Origin of the sequence: Paracoccus sp. pheM1, from assembly GCF_018499825.1 — a bacterium.
In the GTDB taxonomy this organism is placed as follows: domain Bacteria; phylum Pseudomonadota; class Alphaproteobacteria; order Rhodobacterales; family Rhodobacteraceae; genus Paracoccus; species Paracoccus versutus.
In genome coordinates this window covers 1,410,249-1,428,347 of the sequence record NZ_JAGXCX010000001.1, presented here as the reverse complement: position 1 = coordinate 1,428,347, position 18,099 = coordinate 1,410,249, and the positions used below count along the sequence as shown (strand labels likewise).

Sequence of the window (18,099 nt, the reverse complement as noted above, 5' to 3'; positions counted from 1 at the left end):
GGCGATCACCCTTTCTGCCCGGCCGGGTGCGGCCGGTGCAGGCGGTATTTCGGCAGGGCGGGAAGCACGGGCGGCGTGGGATCGGATGTCGAGGTGACGGTGCCGCGCTCGGCCCAGGCCTGGAGGTCGCGGACGGCGTAGACCACGCGGCCGCCGAGCTTCTTGTAGGTCGGGCCGGTGCCGTAGACGCGGTGCTTTTCCAGCGTGCGGTCGGAAAGGCCGAGGAAACGGGCGGCTTCCGGGGTGCGCAGATAGCGATGGGGCAGGGGCGAATGGTCATAAGACATGGCTGCAGTTCCGTGTTCTCGAAGGGCTCCGCCGCGGGGGCGGCTCGTAGTCACGGACAGCCTGGCGCAAAAAACGGCCGGGGGTGGATGTCGAAGATTTTCGCGAATTTTCGACACCCCGCGCGGCATCGGCAGAGGAGGGCTGGGCGCGGTAGCACGCTCGCAGCGTGGTATGTCGTTGGCTGTCGCCATCCTGGTGCCCGGGCCGAGCGTTTCACTCAAAGGACGCGGATGATAAGGAGGGCGCTTGCAATTGTTGGAAACCAAGCGAGGCCGGGATGGTGCAGGATGCCGGACATGACATGAAGGCCCGGATGCGGGCGGACCTGCGGGCGGCGATGAAGGAAGGGCGCGGCAGCGACGCGAAGCTGATCCGTACGCTGATCGCGGCGATCGACAATGCCGAGGCGCCGCCTGCCCGTGCGGGCGGCGGCGCGGCGGAACAGCACCGATTCCTGTCGGGTTCGGCGGAGGTCGAGCGGCTGTCGCTGGATGCCGAGCGGGTGCGGGCGATCCTGCTGGCGGAGATCGATGAGCGGGAACAGGCGGCCGCGGAGATGGACCGCCTCGAACGGCCGGACCGCGCCGATGCGATCCGGGCCGAGGCGAGGGTTGCCGCCTCCTATCTCAGCCGGTCCTGACGGCCTGGCTCCTGCGCTTTCGGCCATGCCGCCGGCGATGCAGGAGCGACCTGTATCCGCCGGCGACGAGTTCGAGCCCGTCGCGCGCGAGCCGGATGACGGTTTCGCGGAGCGCGTTGCTCTTCCAGGTGGCCAGGGTGATGCGGTGCCCCGGGAACAGCACCTGGGCGATCACCCGGTAGCTGGCGCCGTCCTTGCGGCCGTCGACGGCGCGCAGGGACTTTCCGGCGCGTTGGCGCTTCTGTTTGGACATCTGGCGGCGCTCCGGCGGAACCTTGTCGCCGTTGAGCGCGGCCCAGAAGCGCTCGACTGCTTCCAGCCGATCCAGCGCCAGGTGGTCGGCGAGGACGACCGCCGCGACCGGCTCGTCTGGCCCGCCCGCGAGAAACAGCAGCGGGAACTCCACGCCGCTGACGCTGGCGGTGCAGAACCCGTCGTTGCCGAGGCCGCCGACGATCACATCGTCGCGGGCGGCGAGGCGGGGACCGTCCATGCCGGGCGGGCAGGGGCGCAGCAGGATGCGGGCCGGATCAACGGCAGGAGACCAGATCACCCGCTGCCTTCGTGCCGGGCGGCTCGGGTCGGCGGGGAAAGCACAACCCCCATCTTGCGGCGAAGGCCCGGCCAGCCTCGGTATCGAGCTGGCCTGCCGCCGCAAGACGGAAGTACTCCTCTCTGTAATCCTCGTTCCTGCGCAGGAATTCCCAGGCGAGTTCCGCAGGCGTCAATGTGTCGATATAGTCGTAGGCGGATCGAGACCGCCACTCGGCGTATCGTGGCATTGCAACGTCTCCCTCATCGCGCGCTCCCCCAAACCGGAGAGGGGTCAGGATCGAAAGAGACCGGGGGCAAATGAAGCACGAAGCCCGCCCAAGCTCGTGCCATGCGTGCAAATGGATCTTATTACCCGCGCCCGGCGATCAGCAGGTCGAGATAACCGCTTGATGCGAGCCATTTCGCACGGTCGAGATGCGAGGTGAAGACCTCCTCGGCCCGCACAGGTTGCGCGGCAGGATCGATTCCGAAAATGATCTCAACCGCTTCCCGCCAGCCGGCGCCGTCGCGATCGGCGTCGAGCAGGCGCAGATAGAGCGTCAGCTGCTCCTTGTCGTAGTCGGTCGGCTGGTCGCCCGCCGACGGCTGATCCTGAAACTCCTGGGCCATTGCAGGTCCCCTGTCCCTCGATTTCGGTCATCACTGGATATGGTGGTAGCGGAACTGTGCCGATCTGTGAACGCCAAATTCGGCGGCTTTCGGCCTGCAATTTCTCAGAGGCCTCGAACGTGTATGTCGTAATCCGACGGTGATCGCGCCGGACCATCAGGCGCGACTGGCGTTTCCGCTGCGACGTTGCCCTCGCACCACGGATCACGAAGCGTCGATTGGCGAAGACAATGCCATGCCGATCCTTTATGTTGGCACCCGGAGCAGACGCGCTGCTCTGGGGCGTCGAAACCCCTCTGTTACCGGTTGGTGCCGGCCGAAACGGCACCACACACCTCGAACCTTACGGTCGGGGAGCCCATGGCGTATGTCCAGGGCTACCCGCCTAAAGGTCATGGGGCCGGGTAACAGCGGTCTTCGAACTCCCCGATCACCAGGGTCAGAGGGCAATTGCGGGGGCGTACCGCAAGCCATGCCCACCGGAAAAAAGGGGGATTTGCCATGAGCGCTCCCATTGATCGCGATCCCGTCGTGGATGACGAGGCACCGGTCTCGGACAAGATCACCGCCTATGACGAGCAGCATTACGTGACCTATCTGCGGCTGCTCGACGCCAGTGCCGAGGATGCGGATTGGAAGGAAGTGGCGCGGATCGTGCTGCGCCGCGATCCCGACGCGGAAGAACTGCGCACATATCGCTGCTGGCAAAGCCATCTGGCGCGGGCGGAGTGGATGACAAAGAACGGCTACAAGCAGATGCTGAGGGGCGCCGCTGCCAACAAGGGCTGAACCCGGCGCCCTTGCAGACAGGCCCGCCGGGCATTTGTATCGGCGGGATGCCGTTTCCGCTGGCGGGTCAGGCGGGCCGAAACTCGCCGCTGGCGATCTGGATGGTCCAGCATTCGCCGTCATCGTCGGCCATCATCTGGATCTCGGTGCGCTCGGCGTTCAGGATTGCGTGCAACTGGCCTCCGGCGAAGACTTCCGGCTCGTCAGCCTCGGGGTCCCATCCGAGGCTCCATGCTTCCTGCACCGTCACCTTGCGGAACCGGCCCTCGGCAAAGGCGGTGGCGATGGTTGCGGCATCGGTGAGGCGGCGGGCGGTCCGTTCGGCTGCGGTCATCTTCGGTTCTCCCGGTGGGTGGTCTTATGCTGTCGCGCCCCCTTCGATGGCGGCGGGGCCGGTCCGGTTTGCACTTGCAGCGTCAGGCATTCTCGATCTCGCTCGGGGTGTCGAGGAGGAGGTCGGCGGCCTCGGTCATCGCCTGCAGGAGGATGATCTGGGCCAGTTCCTCGTCCTGGGTCTGCATCCATCCCCTGCTGATCCGCTCCAGCTCCTCGAGTCGGTGCGGATCGCGGCGGATCAGGGCGTCGGCGGCTTCGGCCATCAGTTCGGTCACGGTGGTCGGGCGGTTCATGGCTGTTCTCCGGTGCGGTTGCAGGGCCGAACGATCCGGCCCTTTCCACTGGTGCGGCCCCGCCGGGCGTTTGCCTCGGCACTCTGATCCCGCTGGCGGTATCAGCTGCTGGCAAGATCCGCCTCGTATCGCTCCCGGCGCATGCGGAGGAACGCCTCGATCTCCGCCGGGGTGGTCGCGCCGTATTCGACCATCTGGCCGAGCAGTTCGAGGGCTTCGTGGATGTCGTTGCGGTCGAAGCAGAACTCGCATTCGGCGTGTATCTTCGCCGCGAGGGCGGTGGTTTCGGTTTCGCAGGTCATGGTCGTTCTCCTGTCTGGGTGTGGGGCTGAGCAGTTCGGCCCCTGCTGCTGCCGCGAGCCCCGCACGGCGGGACCGGGCCGCTTCCGCTGGCGGTGATCAGATCAGTCCCGCCTTCTGAAGCCAGTTCGCGGCGTCGGCGGCATCGGTTGCGTGGACGATGACCGTCAGGGTCATGCTGTCGTGGCTGGCACGGGCCTTGACCCCGGTATCGGCGTCCATGCCCATCTCGATGTCCTCGAGGTTGATGCGGCCGGCCAGCGGGTTGCTGGGGATGTTGATCTCGAATGTCGCGGTATGCATGGGCTTGTCTCCGGTTTCGGGCGCCGATCCATCCGGCCCCTTCCACTGACCCGACCCCGCGTTGCGGGGAGCAAGGCGCCGGTGGAGGCGACCACCGTTGCGCCTTGCGAATAGTCTAGCAAAAACAAGGCTCTAACGCAAGTGGATTGCGGCGTTTTATCCATTATTTTCAGTCCGTTAGCCGGAATCTTAGCCCTCTCGCAGAGCCGCCGACACGCCCACGGATGACCGCCCCCTACACCAGCGGACGCTAGTTTTCCCCTCTGCTCTGAAGCAAAATGCGCCGTGCCCGCCCACGCGCCGACGGTCACGCAAAGCCCCTCGGTGGCGCTGTGGCGCTACCTCGCTCCCCAGCCCCTTTTCCCAAGCCCCTGTTTCTTCTTCACGGGAGAAGGATTGGGGGCCGGGGGAAGGCAGCCCCCGCCGGAGGCTTTCCGGCCGGTCGATCCGGACGGGAAGCCTTCTCTTGCCGGCGCGGCCACGGGGCGATCTGTCGCGGACATGGGAAAACCCGGCGGCTGGAGCCGCCGGGCCTCTGGCCTCCCGCTCAGGAGGGGATGTCGTCTTCGTCGATGAACCGGCCCTCGTCCTCTTCACCGGTCTCGGACTGCGGCGCCCGGCTCAGGAAATCCACCGTCTCGGCGACGATCTCGCAGCCGTAGCGGTCGTTGCCTTCCGCATCCTGCCATTTCGTGTAGTGGATGCGGCCGCGCACCAGGGCCTTCGTGCCGGACTCGCAATATTGCTGGATGGTCCGGCCCAGGCCGTTGAAGGCGACGACGCGGTGCCATTCCGCGTCCTCGACCCGATAGCCCTTCTCGTCCCGGACGACCCGGCCTTCCGAATAGCGCGGGCGCGAGGTGACCAGCTTGAAGCGGGTGACATCGGTGCCGCCGCGGGTGGTGCGGGTTTCGGGGGCCTGGCGGATGGTGCCGGCGAGGATGACGATGTTCTGCATTGTCTGTCTCCGATGCTTCTCCGGAGGGACCATTCCCTCCGACGAGACCCGGGAAAGTCCGTCGGGAGGCACCTGCAACTGACGCCCCTTCGGGCGGCAGCTTGCCCGCAAGGCTTCGGAGTGGGGCGGGCAGCCGCGCCCGGCGCGGCAACACGGTCCGGAGCCTTGGGGGTTGTTGGTGAAAACCGCACGGAGTTAGGGGATCGGACAGGCGGAGGGATTGGTTCGTCCGGGGGGCATGGCGGGGACATATCGCGGAACAGCGGCGTTCTCGCCGGTGCCGTCCTGTCTGTATGGCCCCCGGAACCCGCACCACCTGCGGCGGTGCCGCTTCGCTTCGGCTTGCTGGTCAGCCTTGCACCCGCCGCCGGAAGGCCGGGGCGTTCGGGGCGGGAAGGATCGGGCTGTCGGGCCGGGGGCGCGGGATGGCATGGCTGCTGCTTCATCGGCTCTGCGCCGGACCATCCAGCAATATTGCGAGTCCGGCATGAAGCTGGCCGCATTGCGGCGGGCGTCCCCAGCACGAAATGGCGGGATGCGGACGGCGGGGGCCGGTATGGCTACGCGGTTGGCGGCGAGGTGGATTTCCGTGCCGGGTGCGGCGGGCCGGGACCGACGGGGGGCGAGGGTTGGTTCATCGACGAAGACGACATCCCCTCCTGAGCGGGAGGCCAGAGGCCCGGCGGTTCCAGCCTCCGGGTTGTCCCGTGGGCGCGGCAGATCGCAGGTGCCCACATCGAATAATGACCATTCGCGGGGGCTCCCCCCTCAGCAACGCCCTTGCGCGCTGAGTTGCTCATAGTGGGCGGCCAGTTCTCGCTGCGCTTCCTGCAAGGCGGACTGCTCGCCGGCGCGCCGTAGCTGGCGCCTGTACCGGTTGACGATCATGTTTCCGTCCTGCTCGGACAGGTTCCGTAGCGTGCATTCCGCGTCAGGGCCCAGAGCGCGCAATGTCTCGAACAGCTCTTCCTTTTCCGCCCATTCACCCGTGCCTGCACCGCCTTTATACCTATGGTTGGTCGTATTCGCCCAACCGGGGACATGATTGAAGTCCTGCGCATACGCCCCGGATATGCAGGCAACGATGATGGCGAGAACGCCGGCGGTGATTCGACCTGTCATCATCTCATTTCCTTGTTTGACATCTGCACGGCGTTTGCGCGACGATCGGCAGGACCATACGCTGAATAGAGGCCACACCCGCCATCGATTATGGTGGATATGCCACGACGGCACCGCCCCGGAAAGGCGGAAGGTTCGACGATCGGCGCTGCGCAAACGGGCTTTCGGCTTTGTTGCCGCCCGCGCAGGATTTGCCGCAACCCGGACCACGCTGGCCGCCAGCCGACGCGAGAGGATCGTGACCGGCATCGGCCGAAACCGCCTGCGGGTTCGGTGAGCGCCCCGCGGGGCGCGAGTAGAGCCGACCCCCACAAGGGGGCTCGCCCGGATTTTTGGATGCGTGATCAGATGCGCGAGAAGAAGGCCACGCCGATCGCGTTCAGATGGGCCATGGCCGATCCGCCGATGACGATGCCGCCGATCCCGCCGAGAATGTTCAGCGCGACGCTGGAATCTATGGCGTTCTTGGCAATGCCGTAGATCAGCGCATAGCCCGCGATCGTCGCGGGGATTGCGAACAGCCCGAGGGCGACAAGGCGGACAAAGGGATTGCTGGCGAAGGCCAGCACCGCGATGACGAACACCACCGACGCGATGGCGCCGCCGAAAGCGGCCAGCCCCGGCAGGAAGATCCCGGTATCGCTGCCATACATGTATTGGAACACGCTCATGGCGACCCAGAAGGGCAGGGCGAAGACGGCCAGCTTGAAGGCGATGAAGCCGGCGGCGATGGTCAGGGAAATGGCGAGCATGATCAGAAACATCGAAGCCTCCATGGAGGTTGACGGGGTGGATCACGTCAGGCGGCCAATGGAAATACGCTCTCGCCTGCGACGACTTGGCAATTCACCGGTTCTTCGAGTGCAATCATCATGCCGGCTGCGGGCATGATGCGTCAAGCTAAGCAGGGCCGCGCCGGCATATACCCGCCACGGCAGGGCGGTGTTGTTGCTGTGGATGTGGGCGTAGCTCTTGGGCATTTGCATCGGGTGCTGGCGGGGCCGCGAAGCGGCAACATCCTTTCCCGCCTTCGGCATGATCCGGCCGGGCTCCGATATCTGGCGTCTCCGCCCGTCCGGATCATGCCGCGCCATTCGCGCCCATTGCGTCAGCCATGAGCGCATTTGCCGATGTCTTCGCCTTACTTTCGCGAGCCGGGCCCTGCCCGGCGAGCGCGATTTATTCCCCGCTCTTCTTGCGGCCTTGCGCGCGCGACGACCGCCGGTCCGATGGACCGGCGGTCGTGGTGCTGTGGGGCTGGCTTGGGGTCTATGGGCGCAGCGGGCGCCACGGTTCATCCGTCCCGGCCGGGCGCCAGGTCAGGCGGCGGCAGCGGAAAGTGGCCCAAGCGTAAAGCAATGGCTCCATGCCGTGCCACCAGTCGGTCGCGATGTCGCCGCAACGGCCCTCGAACAAGAGCCTGCCGCGGGCGGTGTAAAGCCGGAACTCCACCGGCAGGGCGTCGCCGTCTTCGGGCTTGCCGCGTGCGGGAACGCCGTCGGCGTCCTCGCCCAGTCCGATGCAACCGCCATGATGGTCCTTCGTGACAATCCAACGCATATCGCAGTCCTTTCCTTGAAATTGTGGGGTATGGCGCCCGCCCCCATGACGGGCGCCCTTGGGTTGCGGGGGTCTATGCGGCCGCTTTCCGGTCCCGCTCTTGCAGGGCGGCCATCCGCTTGCCGATGGTCTGGTAATGCGCCACATCCAGTTCCACCCCGAGCCAGTCGCGGCCCAGCAGATGCGCCGCCGCCAAGGTCGAGCCGCTGCCGCTGAACGGGTCCAGCACCAGATCGCCGGGTTTCGTGAACGCGCCGATCAGCCTGCGCAGCGCCGCCACCGGCTTCTGGGTCGGATGCAGCTTGTTGCCGGTATAGGGAAAGTCCAGCACATCCGGCACCGGACACGCGGGCAATTCCGGATCGCCCTTCGCCAGCAGATAAGCCTGTTCGTGTTCATAGCGCAGGAACCGCGCGGATGAGGCGTAACGCTTGCGGAACACCAGATGCCCGACGATGCGGAAACCCGCCGCCTTCCACGCCTCCACGAACAGATCCACCTTGTTCCAGCCGTAGAAGCTGACGCAGAAACCGCCCTGCTTCAGGACCCGGTGCATCTGGGCGAAGGCGGGACGCAGCCAGCGGGCATTGTCGTCATTGGCGACGGTGCGGCCCTGCCGGTCGCGGAAGCGGGTGACATAGGGCGGATCGGTCAGGATGAAGTCCACCGATCCAGTGCCGAAAGCCTGCATCGCCTCGATGCAATCGGCGTTGATGACGAGGTTGCGGGGGGTGCTGGTCGTGCCGGTCATGTCTCTTTTCCTTTCGGTTATGGGGTTCAGGGCAGCGAAGCGCCTGCTCCTGAACCCTTGCCCGTCGGCGAGACCGGGGGTGTAAGGCGCAAGAGAAGTCTTTGGCACCGTGGAATAATTGGAGGGGACCCGCTTGCGGGGAGGGGGCCGTTTATGCCGCGAAAGGCCGAAGAGTTTTCTTGCGGCGCGCCTGGGGCAGCGCCCCAAGCCTCTTCATCTCAAGGAAAAATCTCTTCTTCGATCTACGAAAGCCGGGCGCTCGGAGTTGGTCAGGTCGGATGCCCGGCGAAGTCTCCGGCTATTATTCTGAACCAATATCCGTCGATAACGTGGAAAGCGGCAAAGGACGTATTGCTTCTGGGAGGGTGATGCAACTACCCATTTACGGTCGGTAGGCTGCCGCCCGGAAATAGCGCTGGATATTTGCGCCGCCGGTTCCGCAGCTCCTCTTGGGGGCGTTGCGGGGATCTCCCCGCAGAAGGGGGTGCGCCGGCAACACCGTGCCGGCCAGGGGGAAGACTTTCCCCCTTCAACCTGCACCATCGCCGGCTATGCGGACCTAGCTGCCGTTTGCAGATGCCGCGCGACCAGACACAACATCGCACCCGGACCGTCCCTCAGGGCGGAGAGCGGTCTGACGGCAACACCGCATGGCTGCCGCAGCATCCAGCCAAAGCGGTCGCTCATTTTCCGCGCAGCATTTTTCTCATGAAATCAGCGGAAAAGGGCAGCATCGGCCCCATCACATTAGAAGCCAACTTGGCATAACGACATGGGTGGCCGATGAAGATAATCTGAGGAGGCAGACCGAGGCGTAGCGGCGCACCTCATCACACCCGCCTTCATACCCGAATCCCGGGTGAATTCCCCTTGACTAGCATGCCGTCATCCGAAGCGCTTGATTCCTCAACCCTGACTAGTAGTTTGGGATCAGGGGGAAAAATGACTATCAGAAAACTTGCCTTGAATGCACTGGTCGTAAACCGCGCAAACGACCGTCACGGGGAGCTTGAAAATGAAACGGCCGCGATTGCGTGGCTCTTCAACGAGCGCGAAGCGCACATGCGAAGTCTGGCGAAGGATATCGTGGAGCAGGGCGAAATTTATGAGTACCCCCTTGTTTCTCCCGAAAAATCCAAGTTCATCGTCTTCGACGGCAACCGTCGCGTGACGTGTCTTAAACTTCTCGATGATCCGCGCCGGGCGCCGACTACAGAGCTCCAAGCATTCTTCCGCGAACAGAAAGCGCTCTGGAAAGGCACATTCCCGACGGAAATTCTGTGCCAGGTCGAAACCGACCGCGACCGAATCGACGAGATCCTTTTTCGTCGCCACACCGGCTCACAGTCCGGCGTCGGTCAGAGCACTTGGGACGACCGGATGAAGGCAACCTTCGTCACGCGCACCGGCAAGGGCAGCGGGCCGAGTGTTGCAGACGAGATTGAAAAGCGGCTGGCAGAGGCGAACCTCCTACCCTCCCGCCGCAAGATTCCGCGGTCAACACTTAACCGCTTGCTGTCCGCGGAACCTTTCCGGCATCGCGTTGGCATCAGTATGAAAGGCGGCCGCTTCCAGTTCACGCGTGACGAGCCAAAGTCGCTCGCCGCGCTGGCTCGTATCGCGAAGGACATGGCCGAACGCGATTTGGTACTCGGGGACATCTGGGACATCGACGGCAAGCAGAGCTATCTCGATCAACTTGAGCGCGAGGGCGTCCTACCCAAGGAAACAGACATAACGAACACAGTCGAGCCCGCGACGCCGACTAATAGGCCCGCAAAGGTGAAACCGAGTGCCAAGGCAACACCGACCGTTCGCACGACGCTTATTCCAAACAAAGACTTCGATCTGAGCTGGCCAGGGCGGCTTCAACGCCATCACCGAATCTGGGAAGAGCTACAGTTTCACCTCGATCTGCGCACCCATCCCAACGCGATCTCGGTTCTCATGCGCGTGCTCATCGAGCTCGCGCTGGAGAACTACATCACAGCTGCGAAGGTCGTGGTTCACGAAAACGATAAACTCGCGACCCGGCTTGAGAAAGCAGGCCTGCACCTTCAGACGGCTGGAAAGATCGACGCGAAGCAGGTCGAGGTGCTGAAGAAATTCAAACAGGGCGACAAGCTCGTGTCTGCCGACACGTTGAATAGGTACGTTCATTCAACGAACTTCGCGCCTTCTCCCGAGCACCTGATGTCGATCTGGGATAGCTTGGCCGATGTAGTCGTCGAGATGTTGAAAGCCTAGTCGATCTTCTTCTGAACATCGGATTCCTGCCGCTGGAACTTCGGCAGGGTCAGATTGAGGCGGTCCATCTCGATCTGCAATTCGAGCATGCCGTCATGACACCAGTAGATGAAGTTGACCGAGTTCATGTCGGGATATTCGTCGCTGAAGGCATTAAAATTGTCTATGAACCACTCGCGCATTTCGTCTTCGCCTTCGAAGCTGAACCACTCGCCCGCGTACCAGAAACGGGAGAAGCCTGCATGTAGCAGCCGCTCATTATGCGACATGTCCCAAAAGGGTTTGAATCCGATCAACTCCATGTCGGGCAACCACGTCTTCGCAGCTTTGAGACGCTCCTTCGTTGATCGGGTTTTTCCGATTTTTAGCCGCCCCTTGTCTTCGATCACATAGAGATACCCCGGATCAACGCGCTGAACCTGCCATACGGGCATGATGGTGCCGGCGTTCGTGAAGATCATTCTATCTCTCCAACTGGACCCTTATTCATCCCACAGGCCTTCAACGCCCTGAGCCAGATCGAAGTCGATACCGGCTTGCAAGGAGGGCTGCCCTATCAGTCGGGTCGCATCCGCGTCCGTCTCGAGTCTCAACCCAAGCCGCTCAATTAGGGGGCTGAGGCCCGGATGCTCCTCAAGCCATTCCTCATAACCTTTGATAGATGGGCCGCCCAGGTTCAGTGCGAACTCATAGCCGTAGAAGATGAATACGATGTAGTGCTCGCGCCGCCTAGTCAACAGTAAGTCGATGATGTAGCCGGCCTGAACCCAGTCCCCTGATACGGGATGAGTCATCAGCGTCTCTTCCGGATAGACCTGCCGCATATGGAAAGGCCAGTGATCGGGGGTATCGCCAACGCGTACCCATCGACGAATCCGGTCCCAGTGGAGGTCATCAATCAGGCATCCGACCCCGACTGGGGTCTCCGACAGACGCAATGCGAATACCTCCAGCGCAATCTTGGCTAGGAGCCGAGACATTTCGCGCTCTGGAGGTCGCATGTCGTGCGGGAAGAGGATGGCCGTAAGACCATTCTCACCCGCGCCTTCGAGATGGGCGTGAATGGCCGCCGCGTCGCCACTCCGTTCGAGTTGGAGTTCTGGACCGTCCTGGCCGATCCGAAAGTTCACCCCAATGTCTAGCCCCGGGATAATGCCGAACAGACTGGCGTGCCTGCCCCGTTTGTTGGGGATGCGATACCAAGCCCGGAGGTTTCGGAACGACTCGTGGGCGAGAAGCGGCTGTTCGATTTTGCGGGCGATGTAGTTATTACAGGGGTCACAGATCATACCCCGCGGCAGGATGACCTGGCTGTTGCCCAAAGACTGTGGGATGACATGCTCCACGCTCGTTGCCGCGTCCGACGGGGCTTTGCAGAATAAACAACGCATCGCTTCAGCCCTTAGATCATGGGGACCGTTAATGGACGCCTTCATCTCTGCCAGCAGCTCAGATCGACAGCTTCGTCCGCATGGCTGCCATCTTGGCCGGGTGCTTGTTGCGAGGCAAGACGTACGGCAGCTTTTGGAGAGTGCGGCGAAGCAGCTCCTGTCCGTGCGACCGGCAGGTAAGGGCCGGCCTAGCCTGTCAGGGCCAAGGGCACGGCTGGGGCGCCAACCTGCCGGATGCTATTCTGCAGCATGTTGCTGCACGCCTAGGCTAGGCGACTGAACTCTGGACCTTGCAGCCGTTTCCGATGGCCGAAACTAGAGACCGCTTTCAGATAAATCGGCAAATTGCAGGGATTCGGAAGGGTCAGGAAACGTGCGCATCTGTCCGATTGTTGTTTGGTAGCTGTCGAGCTAAGTAGCTGTAAAGATAGATGTGGGCAGATTTTCTGGTCTAGAATCTGCTCCCAAGCTGAGGGACCTAAATGCCGCGTATTCCTGTCGATTCCGATGTGCCAGTGTATCTCGCATTGTCGCTCGATGCGGCGCTGCGGCGTCCCATTGACGGTCGCGCACTAGTAATTGTTCCGGATGCCGATAACTGGAATGATTTCGGGTTCAAGCTGCGGGCCGACTTGTACCTTATCGGGGTCGAGGGCGCTGAAGGTCCGCTTCGTATGCGACTATTGATCGATGGTTGGGAGCAGCTGCAAACGTATCTCATCGATGAGCTCAACCTAAGCGAGGCCGAACAACCACGGAGGCGGTCGATCCGTCGGATCACCCAGCAGCTCGTTTCGGTATTGGAGAGCGAAAACGACTACCGCGCGCTCGTCGAGCTGCTTGGCTTTAATGATACCATCGGTTGCCTACGGCGCATGCATGATGCGGTGCTTGCGAAGCTGGAGAATGAAGAGAAGGACTGTGCTACACTCGCGCTTGCCGGCACGATCGGCTTCCATCAGGGTGCACTGCGCAACGAAGCCACCTGGGTCGCCTTTCGTCAGGCAGACCGCTATTTGACACCCAATCGACCACCTGATGTCGAGGAGGCGGCGAACTCGTTTGCGGTCGAAGCCAATCTCCGTGGTATCGCGGGCATACATATGCTTGATGCCGATTTCGGCGAAGCCTTTCCGCTGTCACGCCGCGCGCTCGTGTTGGTCGGTCAAAATGGCACGGGCAAGACACGATTGCTCAAGGCAATGATTGATGGTTTGCGGGTCGCTCCCCCTTGGGAAGCTGAGCTCAAGGTTGATCGTGCCGCCATCTTCGAGCCGAGGCCGAATTTTTCGCGATTGATAGTCTTTTCGTCGGTGGCGTCGGATCCGTATCCACAATCGCTTCCGCCCTGGGAGGGGATCGACTATCGCTATCACCGAATGATCGGCGCCTTCGGCGGCGAGGGCGGCGGCCTGACGATGGCACTGGTAGATTGTCTACGCGCCGACAGCGATACGCAGGGCTTCCGGCGAACGGGAGCAATGGCTCTGTTGAACTCCGTGCTTGAGCCGCTTGGCATTTCCGAAAATCTGTTGGTCGAGCTGAACGACGCGATAGAGCCCGACAGTCTGCCATCGCCGACGCGCATCGAAGGTCGTGACTATTTCCCCGTTTTGCGTAGCATGAACGAGAAGCGCAATCTTGAGCTCTATGCCCGTATTAACACCGACCGTCCGCCCATAGTCATGACCGATCGCATGCGTCCGCGCAATTTAAGTAGCGGCGAAGTCGCGTTGCTCCGGTTTGCAGCCTATGCGGTCGCCTCGCTGCGCCGCGGGAGCATTTTCCTATTCGACGAACCGGAAACGCATCTCCACCCTAACTACATCTCTCAGTTCATGGAAATACTGGACCGCTTACTTGAACAATCGGGATCTATTGCTCTGATCGCGACCCATTCAGCCTATGTCGTACGCGAAGTGCCGCGGCGACGTGTACGGATAATCACGCGCTCACCCGGCGACGAGACGATCACAATCGATCCGCCAGTGATGCAGACGTTCGGCGCAAGCATCGATACGATATCGCAGTTTGTGTTCGGCGACGTTGGCCCAAAACACAGATTCCAAAGCGTTATCGAGCAATATATCGATGAAAATCCAGACGTAACCCTGAAGCAAATCCGCCAAAGATTTGATGCCGATCTCAATCCGGAGACGCTGTCCTATATTGCCGAGCTCCTCGCACAGCGGGATCTATTGTAATGCAGTACCTTCCATTACCTCCCGGTGCGGGCATTGGTACCATCCTGCGACAGTGCCGCAAGAAGGGCTGGAGTGGTCGCCAAGCACTCTGGCTAGCTGCGGCAGCGAATTACAAAAAATTCTGCGGCAATCCTTGGCGTGTGCAGCCAGCCGGTTTCATCGGTGCGGATGCGGATGCTCTCTACGGGTTGTATGACAGCCGTAGAAGCTCGGGTCCTATTGAGCGGATACGGCGGCCAGCAGAGCCGTTTCAAAGCTGCCCGATGTGTGGTTCTCTCGGTGGACGCTCGCTCGATCATGCACTGCCTCGCGGTCGCTATCCCGAATTCTCGATTCTGCATGAGAATCTCGTGCCGGCCTGCACGATGTGCAACACTGACGAGAAGGGGGGAACCTATCGCGGCAGTCGTCGCCAAGAGCGATTCATCCATCCGTATTATGATCGTTGGGCATCGCGCGCGCTGTGGCGTATTCAGTTTGGTCCCGACCTCGATGCATTGCAATTCAAAGCCGTCGCGCTGCCGACGCTTCGCCGCCGCCATCGTCTTATTGTCGAATTCCATGTGCAGACGTTGCTCGGCAAAGAATGGCGCGATTCTGTTCGACGGCTTTGGGGGCCTTTGCCAGCTAAATTGCGAAGGCGTGTGAGCGCAGCGCCGACCGTGGAAGCTATGCGAGCCGAGCTTAAGATCCAACTAAAGGACGCCGTCGAATGCCATGGCGTAAATAGCTGGGATGCTGGATTCCTGCGTGGCGTGCTTGCTGATCCATTGGTAGTGGCAATGTTGATGCAACGGGTGCGGGCACTTCCACCCTGAGCATCTGCGAAGCCGCTACGATTGCGTGGTCTGGTCGTCGGCGGTCGGCGTCTCTGGTTGGCTGGTGCGATCCAAAATCCGGAGCAAGCGTCTTTGCTGCGGCGCAAGACGAATGGCAGCTTCCAGGGATGCGGCAGAGCAGCATTTGTCGAGGTCGACCGGCGTCTTTGGGCCGCGCTTTCCGCTGCGCGAGCGAACGGCGTGCGTTGCTGCGGACTGATCGAATGTCGCTGGTGGGCTCGTGGCGACGAGTCTGCGCGGCACGATATGCTCTACGGATCATGCGGAGGTTCGGGATGCGGGGGAGCGCAAGCCTGGTTATTCCTCGGCGATATGGCATAGCGGCGGGCGCGGCTGACCCTTGCGTGTGAGGCTTGTGCCTTCATACCAGTCGGCGGCCATCGCCATCATCATCAGTTCCAGCCAGCCCCAGGCGTTCCGATAGCGGCCATCGGTTATCTTCGTCATGAAATCCGGCCGCTCCATATTCATCAACGACGCCCCTTCGTCACACGGGACGGCGGTGGCGGTATCGCGAATGAGCGCATCGAGATGGCGCATCATCAGCGTGTGATCCTCGCGGATTACATCCATTCCCGGCACCTCGCCGCAGATGCCGGTTGTCAGTGCAAAGCCGACGGGAGTGCGCAGGGGATCGTCCGTGTGAAAGGCCAGCTCACCGGATTGCAGCCCTGTTCCCACCAGCTGCAAATAGGCGGTGAAAGCTCGCTCCGCATCCCAGCCACGACTGTCTTGCAGGGCGGATCTCAGCTTGTCGCCGTCCAGGAAGCAGCCGTGGTCACCATGCTGGGCGTAGGCATCCACCGCAGAAAAGCTTGCCCGCACCTCGGGATCATCCAGCGTCAGTTCGCTCTCGATCAGCGGGAAGGTGATGCTGCAGAGGTCAGGCGCGACCACCAGCCATTCGCCTGTCTGACGGCTGCCTGGCATTTGGACGGCCCGGGCTGCAAATTCTTCAAGCGCGGCGGCAGTTATGCCCTCTGCCTCGGCCTCTGCAAGCGTGCCCGGCCCGATCACACAACCACGCTGGCCAAGGAAATCCGCCACATCCGGTTCGGCCGCCCTGGCAAAAGCTGGTCCCGCCAACAGGAGTCCTGCCAAAGCAAGCGTCTTTGCCGGTTTGCGCATGTGCCCCTCCTGGCCTTGTCTGCTGGTCAGTTGTTCCAGTAAACCGCCGCGCTGGCAATCGACCGATCAGCTTCGAACCGAACGGCGACAATGGGTTCGGGGGCGCTCAGGCCTGCCCTCAAGAAGCAAGGTGTGGACTGCGCGGACGCTCGACCGGTCGGCCTGCCTTACCTCAGGGAGACGTGTAATCGATCAGCCGGATCATCTCGCCCCGGTCGGTCGGTGGACCATCGCGCCCGTTCAGGCACCCATGCTGCGGCGCAGAATGCATAGCGGCCTTGTCGGGATCACGGCTACTTTCCACGATTTGCCCGGCATATATCCATCGTGTCCGAAACAAGCCCAATGATTGGGCAAGATGAAAAAGGTGCCGAGATGTCCGCTGTCGAAATGAGCCATAACCATGCTGCCGCTGGCTTTGGTGGGGTCTTTGCACGCGTGACCGCGATGATTGCCGCCTGGAACGACGCCCGCATCACCCGTCGCGAGTTGAACGCGCTGACGGATCGCGAACTGGCCGATATCGGCCTGGCCCGCGGTGATATCGAGCGTGTCGCACGCGGCCTCTGAAGCCATCCCGATCGATGAACGGACCCCGTGGCGGTGCTGCGGGGTTTTTTCATGTGCGCATGAAACGAAGCGTTCGGAGTGCTTTCGCGATCATCGCGCCGGCTGACGACAATCTTCTTGGCGCTGCTGGAGCCGCTGTTCTCTGTGGAAAAGGGCATACGGCTGCTGGGCGTGACGCTATCCTCGCTGGAACCGCAAGGGGAGAATGGCGGAGAGGAGCAGCTCGGCCTCGGCCTGCCGGGGCTGTGAGAGAGATTGATCGGGAGGGGCGAATGAAGCGGAAGGACGAGGAAAGGGCCGCAGCCCGGCTGGCCAAGGCCATGGCGATGATCTGCGTGCGCAACAGCATGCTGGAGGATTTGCATGCCGGGCTGGTGCCGGTGACCAAGACCGGGGATTTCTCCGACGTTGTCGTCGTCGATGGCGCAGGCAGGCGTATTCCCTGGACGGAACTGTCGCGGCTCGACGATGGTGAGATGCGCGACCTGATGCGCCAGGTGGTCAATCGCCTCTATACCTTCCTGCTGCGCATCGAAGAGCCGGCGTTTCGGGATTCCATTGATCCCTGGATGAAGGCAGCGGCCAGATGGGATGATCCCATTCTCGATCCCGGCCTGGCGCAGACCGGATCATGCACGGAGTGATCCTGCCGCCAGAACGGGCGATGATGCACTGGACAGCAGGCTGGATCGTTCAGGACCGGGAGGACGTGCGGACAGGCCCAAAAGCATGGCCCCACGTCCCGCTTGTCATTCAGATGGCGAAATCCTCAAGGGATTTCCCGGCCTCCAGACCTTCGGCGATCCAGGCAGGCTTGCGGCCACGACCGCTCCAGGTGATCTCCGGGTTCTCCGGATGGCGATATTTGGGAGCCACGGCTGCGGATTTTCTGGCAGAGGCGACGTCGACCAGATCGCCCAGGGAAAAACCGTGCTCCTTTGCCACCGCTTCCGCCGCAGCGCGGGCCTCGGCTTTCCGGCGATCCTCGAAGGATGCGATAGCTTTCGCCACGTTCTTTTCCAGCTGCTTCAATTCGGCCAGCGACAGGGCATTCAGATCGATATCGGTCATGGAGTTCCTCACTTTTCGGTTTTCGGCCTAAACTATTGAGCGCGATCAGGCAATTTCTTTAGTTGGCCATTCTCTTGGCAAGATCGCGATTCCCTGTCAGCCGTGTTGCCTCCATCTTCGTGGCCGAGCGCCTTATCGGATACCA

General features: G+C 62.2%; 24 protein-coding genes. 8 read left to right on the top strand and 16 right to left on the bottom strand.

Translation table 11 applies throughout. The annotated features are described in order from the left end of the window. Window positions 1-5: 5 nt before the first annotated feature. Complete coding sequence (locus KF941_RS07170) at window positions 6-287, bottom strand: helix-turn-helix domain-containing protein (RefSeq protein WP_214272955.1); 282 nt, start codon at window positions 285-287, stop codon at window positions 6-8. A 314-nt stretch (window positions 288-601) separates the two neighbouring features. Here KF941_RS07170 and KF941_RS07165 point away from each other — a divergent pair, with 314 nt between their 5' ends. Continuing rightward, entirely contained in the window at window positions 602-928 is a 327-nt protein-coding gene (locus KF941_RS07165) for a hypothetical protein (RefSeq protein ID WP_214272954.1), read from the top strand. Here KF941_RS07165 and KF941_RS07160 read toward each other — a convergent pair. Both KF941_RS07160 and KF941_RS07155 read right to left on the bottom strand, forming a co-directional pair. Beyond that, entirely contained in the window at window positions 915-1,481 is a 567-nt protein-coding gene (locus KF941_RS07160; protein ID WP_214272953.1) for a DUF2285 domain-containing protein, read from the bottom strand. The two genes, KF941_RS07165 and KF941_RS07160, sit on opposite strands and share 14 nt — an antisense overlap. A gap of 350 nt (window positions 1,482-1,831) precedes the next feature. After that, on the bottom strand, window positions 1,832-2,092 hold the full coding sequence (locus tag KF941_RS07155; RefSeq protein WP_214272952.1) for a DUF2285 domain-containing protein: 261 nt from the start codon (window positions 2,090-2,092) through the stop codon (window positions 1,832-1,834). A 501-nt stretch (window positions 2,093-2,593) separates the two neighbouring features. Between KF941_RS07155 and KF941_RS07150 the strand changes: the two genes are divergently transcribed. Continuing rightward, complete coding sequence (locus tag KF941_RS07150) at window positions 2,594-2,881, top strand: DUF2285 domain-containing protein (protein WP_214272951.1); 288 nt, start codon at window positions 2,594-2,596, stop codon at window positions 2,879-2,881. Between the two features lie 67 nt (window positions 2,882-2,948). Here the strand turns inward: KF941_RS07150 and KF941_RS07145 are convergent, their stop codons facing one another. The 9 genes from KF941_RS07145 to KF941_RS07105 all read right to left on the bottom strand — a co-directional run bounded on the left by KF941_RS07145 (window position 2,949) and on the right by KF941_RS07105 (window position 8,504). After that, window positions 2,949-3,215: a hypothetical protein gene (locus KF941_RS07145; RefSeq protein ID WP_214272950.1), complete on the bottom strand. Its 267-nt coding sequence runs from the start codon at window positions 3,213-3,215 to the stop codon at window positions 2,949-2,951. Between the two features lie 82 nt (window positions 3,216-3,297). After that, a complete protein-coding gene (locus KF941_RS07140) occupies window positions 3,298-3,510 on the bottom strand; it encodes a hypothetical protein (RefSeq protein WP_214272949.1) in 213 nt (70 codons plus the stop codon). A 101-nt stretch (window positions 3,511-3,611) separates the two neighbouring features. Continuing rightward, window positions 3,612-3,812: a hypothetical protein gene (locus KF941_RS07135; protein ID WP_214272948.1), complete on the bottom strand. Its 201-nt coding sequence runs from the start codon at window positions 3,810-3,812 to the stop codon at window positions 3,612-3,614. Window positions 3,813-3,909: 97 nt separating this feature from the next. Further along, on the bottom strand, window positions 3,910-4,113 hold the full coding sequence (locus tag KF941_RS07130; RefSeq protein ID WP_214272947.1) for a hypothetical protein: 204 nt from the start codon (window positions 4,111-4,113) through the stop codon (window positions 3,910-3,912). A 547-nt stretch (window positions 4,114-4,660) separates the two neighbouring features. Further along, window positions 4,661-5,071: a single-stranded DNA-binding protein gene (locus KF941_RS07125; RefSeq protein WP_214272946.1), complete on the bottom strand. Its 411-nt coding sequence runs from the start codon at window positions 5,069-5,071 to the stop codon at window positions 4,661-4,663. 768 nt (window positions 5,072-5,839) lie between these two features. Continuing rightward, the gene (locus tag KF941_RS07120) at window positions 5,840-6,442 is read right to left on the bottom strand and encodes a hypothetical protein (RefSeq protein WP_214272945.1); all 603 of its coding nucleotides are present in this window, start codon (window positions 6,440-6,442) and stop codon (window positions 5,840-5,842) included. Between the two features lie 95 nt (window positions 6,443-6,537). After that, window positions 6,538-6,957 (bottom strand): hypothetical protein, encoded by a 420-nt coding sequence (locus KF941_RS07115; protein ID WP_214272944.1) that lies wholly within the window; start codon window positions 6,955-6,957, stop codon window positions 6,538-6,540. 505 nt (window positions 6,958-7,462) lie between these two features. Continuing rightward, window positions 7,463-7,753 (bottom strand): hypothetical protein, encoded by a 291-nt coding sequence (locus KF941_RS07110; protein WP_214272943.1) that lies wholly within the window; start codon window positions 7,751-7,753, stop codon window positions 7,463-7,465. A gap of 73 nt (window positions 7,754-7,826) precedes the next feature. Continuing rightward, on the bottom strand, window positions 7,827-8,504 hold the full coding sequence (locus tag KF941_RS07105) for a DNA methyltransferase (protein ID WP_214272942.1): 678 nt from the start codon (window positions 8,502-8,504) through the stop codon (window positions 7,827-7,829). Between the two features lie 942 nt (window positions 8,505-9,446). On the opposite strand from KF941_RS07105, the gene KF941_RS07100 reads away from it, so the two are divergent. Further along, window positions 9,447-10,751, top strand: a complete 1,305-nt coding sequence (locus KF941_RS07100; protein WP_214272941.1) for a hypothetical protein — start codon at window positions 9,447-9,449, stop codon at window positions 10,749-10,751. Here the strand turns inward: KF941_RS07100 and KF941_RS07095 are convergent. Next, window positions 10,748-11,212 carry a GIY-YIG nuclease family protein gene (locus KF941_RS07095; protein WP_214272940.1) on the bottom strand — a complete coding sequence of 155 codons (465 nt, stop codon included), beginning with the start codon at window positions 11,210-11,212 and terminating at the stop codon, window positions 10,748-10,750. The two genes, KF941_RS07100 and KF941_RS07095, sit on opposite strands and share 4 nt — an antisense overlap. 21 nt (window positions 11,213-11,233) lie before the next feature. Then, a complete protein-coding gene (locus KF941_RS07090) occupies window positions 11,234-12,142 on the bottom strand; it encodes an HNH endonuclease (protein WP_240540375.1) in 909 nt (302 codons plus the stop codon). Between the two features lie 482 nt (window positions 12,143-12,624). Between KF941_RS07090 and KF941_RS07085 the strand changes: the two genes are divergently transcribed. Together KF941_RS07085 and KF941_RS07080 are read left to right on the top strand one after the other, a co-directional pair. Beyond that, window positions 12,625-14,346, top strand: coding sequence for an AAA family ATPase (locus KF941_RS07085; RefSeq protein ID WP_214272938.1), 1,722 nt, complete (start codon window positions 12,625-12,627; stop codon window positions 14,344-14,346). Beyond that, entirely contained in the window at window positions 14,346-15,164 is an 819-nt protein-coding gene (locus KF941_RS07080) for a hypothetical protein (protein WP_214272937.1), read from the top strand. The genes KF941_RS07085 and KF941_RS07080 overlap by 1 nt, the downstream gene beginning before the upstream one ends. Before the next feature lie 318 nt (window positions 15,165-15,482). Here KF941_RS07080 and KF941_RS07075 read toward each other — a convergent pair whose 3' ends face one another. After that, window positions 15,483-16,313 (bottom strand): hypothetical protein, encoded by an 831-nt coding sequence (locus KF941_RS07075; RefSeq protein ID WP_214272936.1) that lies wholly within the window; start codon window positions 16,311-16,313, stop codon window positions 15,483-15,485. Between the two features lie 375 nt (window positions 16,314-16,688). On the opposite strand from KF941_RS07075, the gene KF941_RS07070 reads away from it, so the two are divergent. The 3 genes from KF941_RS07070 to KF941_RS07065 all read left to right on the top strand — a co-directional run bounded on the left by KF941_RS07070 (window position 16,689) and on the right by KF941_RS07065 (window position 17,527). Next, window positions 16,689-16,883, top strand: coding sequence for a DUF1127 domain-containing protein (locus KF941_RS07070; RefSeq protein WP_214272935.1), 195 nt, complete (start codon window positions 16,689-16,691; stop codon window positions 16,881-16,883). A 78-nt stretch (window positions 16,884-16,961) separates the two neighbouring features. Next, a complete protein-coding gene (locus tag KF941_RS28325) occupies window positions 16,962-17,132 on the top strand; it encodes a hypothetical protein (protein WP_346428973.1) in 171 nt (56 codons plus the stop codon). 71 nt (window positions 17,133-17,203) lie between these two features. Beyond that, window positions 17,204-17,527: a hypothetical protein gene (locus tag KF941_RS07065; RefSeq protein ID WP_240540256.1), complete on the top strand. Its 324-nt coding sequence runs from the start codon at window positions 17,204-17,206 to the stop codon at window positions 17,525-17,527. Between the two features lie 109 nt (window positions 17,528-17,636). Here KF941_RS07065 and KF941_RS07060 read toward each other — a convergent pair whose 3' ends face one another. Beyond that, entirely contained in the window at window positions 17,637-17,954 is a 318-nt protein-coding gene (locus KF941_RS07060) for an H-NS histone family protein (RefSeq protein ID WP_214272933.1), read from the bottom strand. Between the last annotated feature and the right edge of the window lie 145 nt (window positions 17,955-18,099).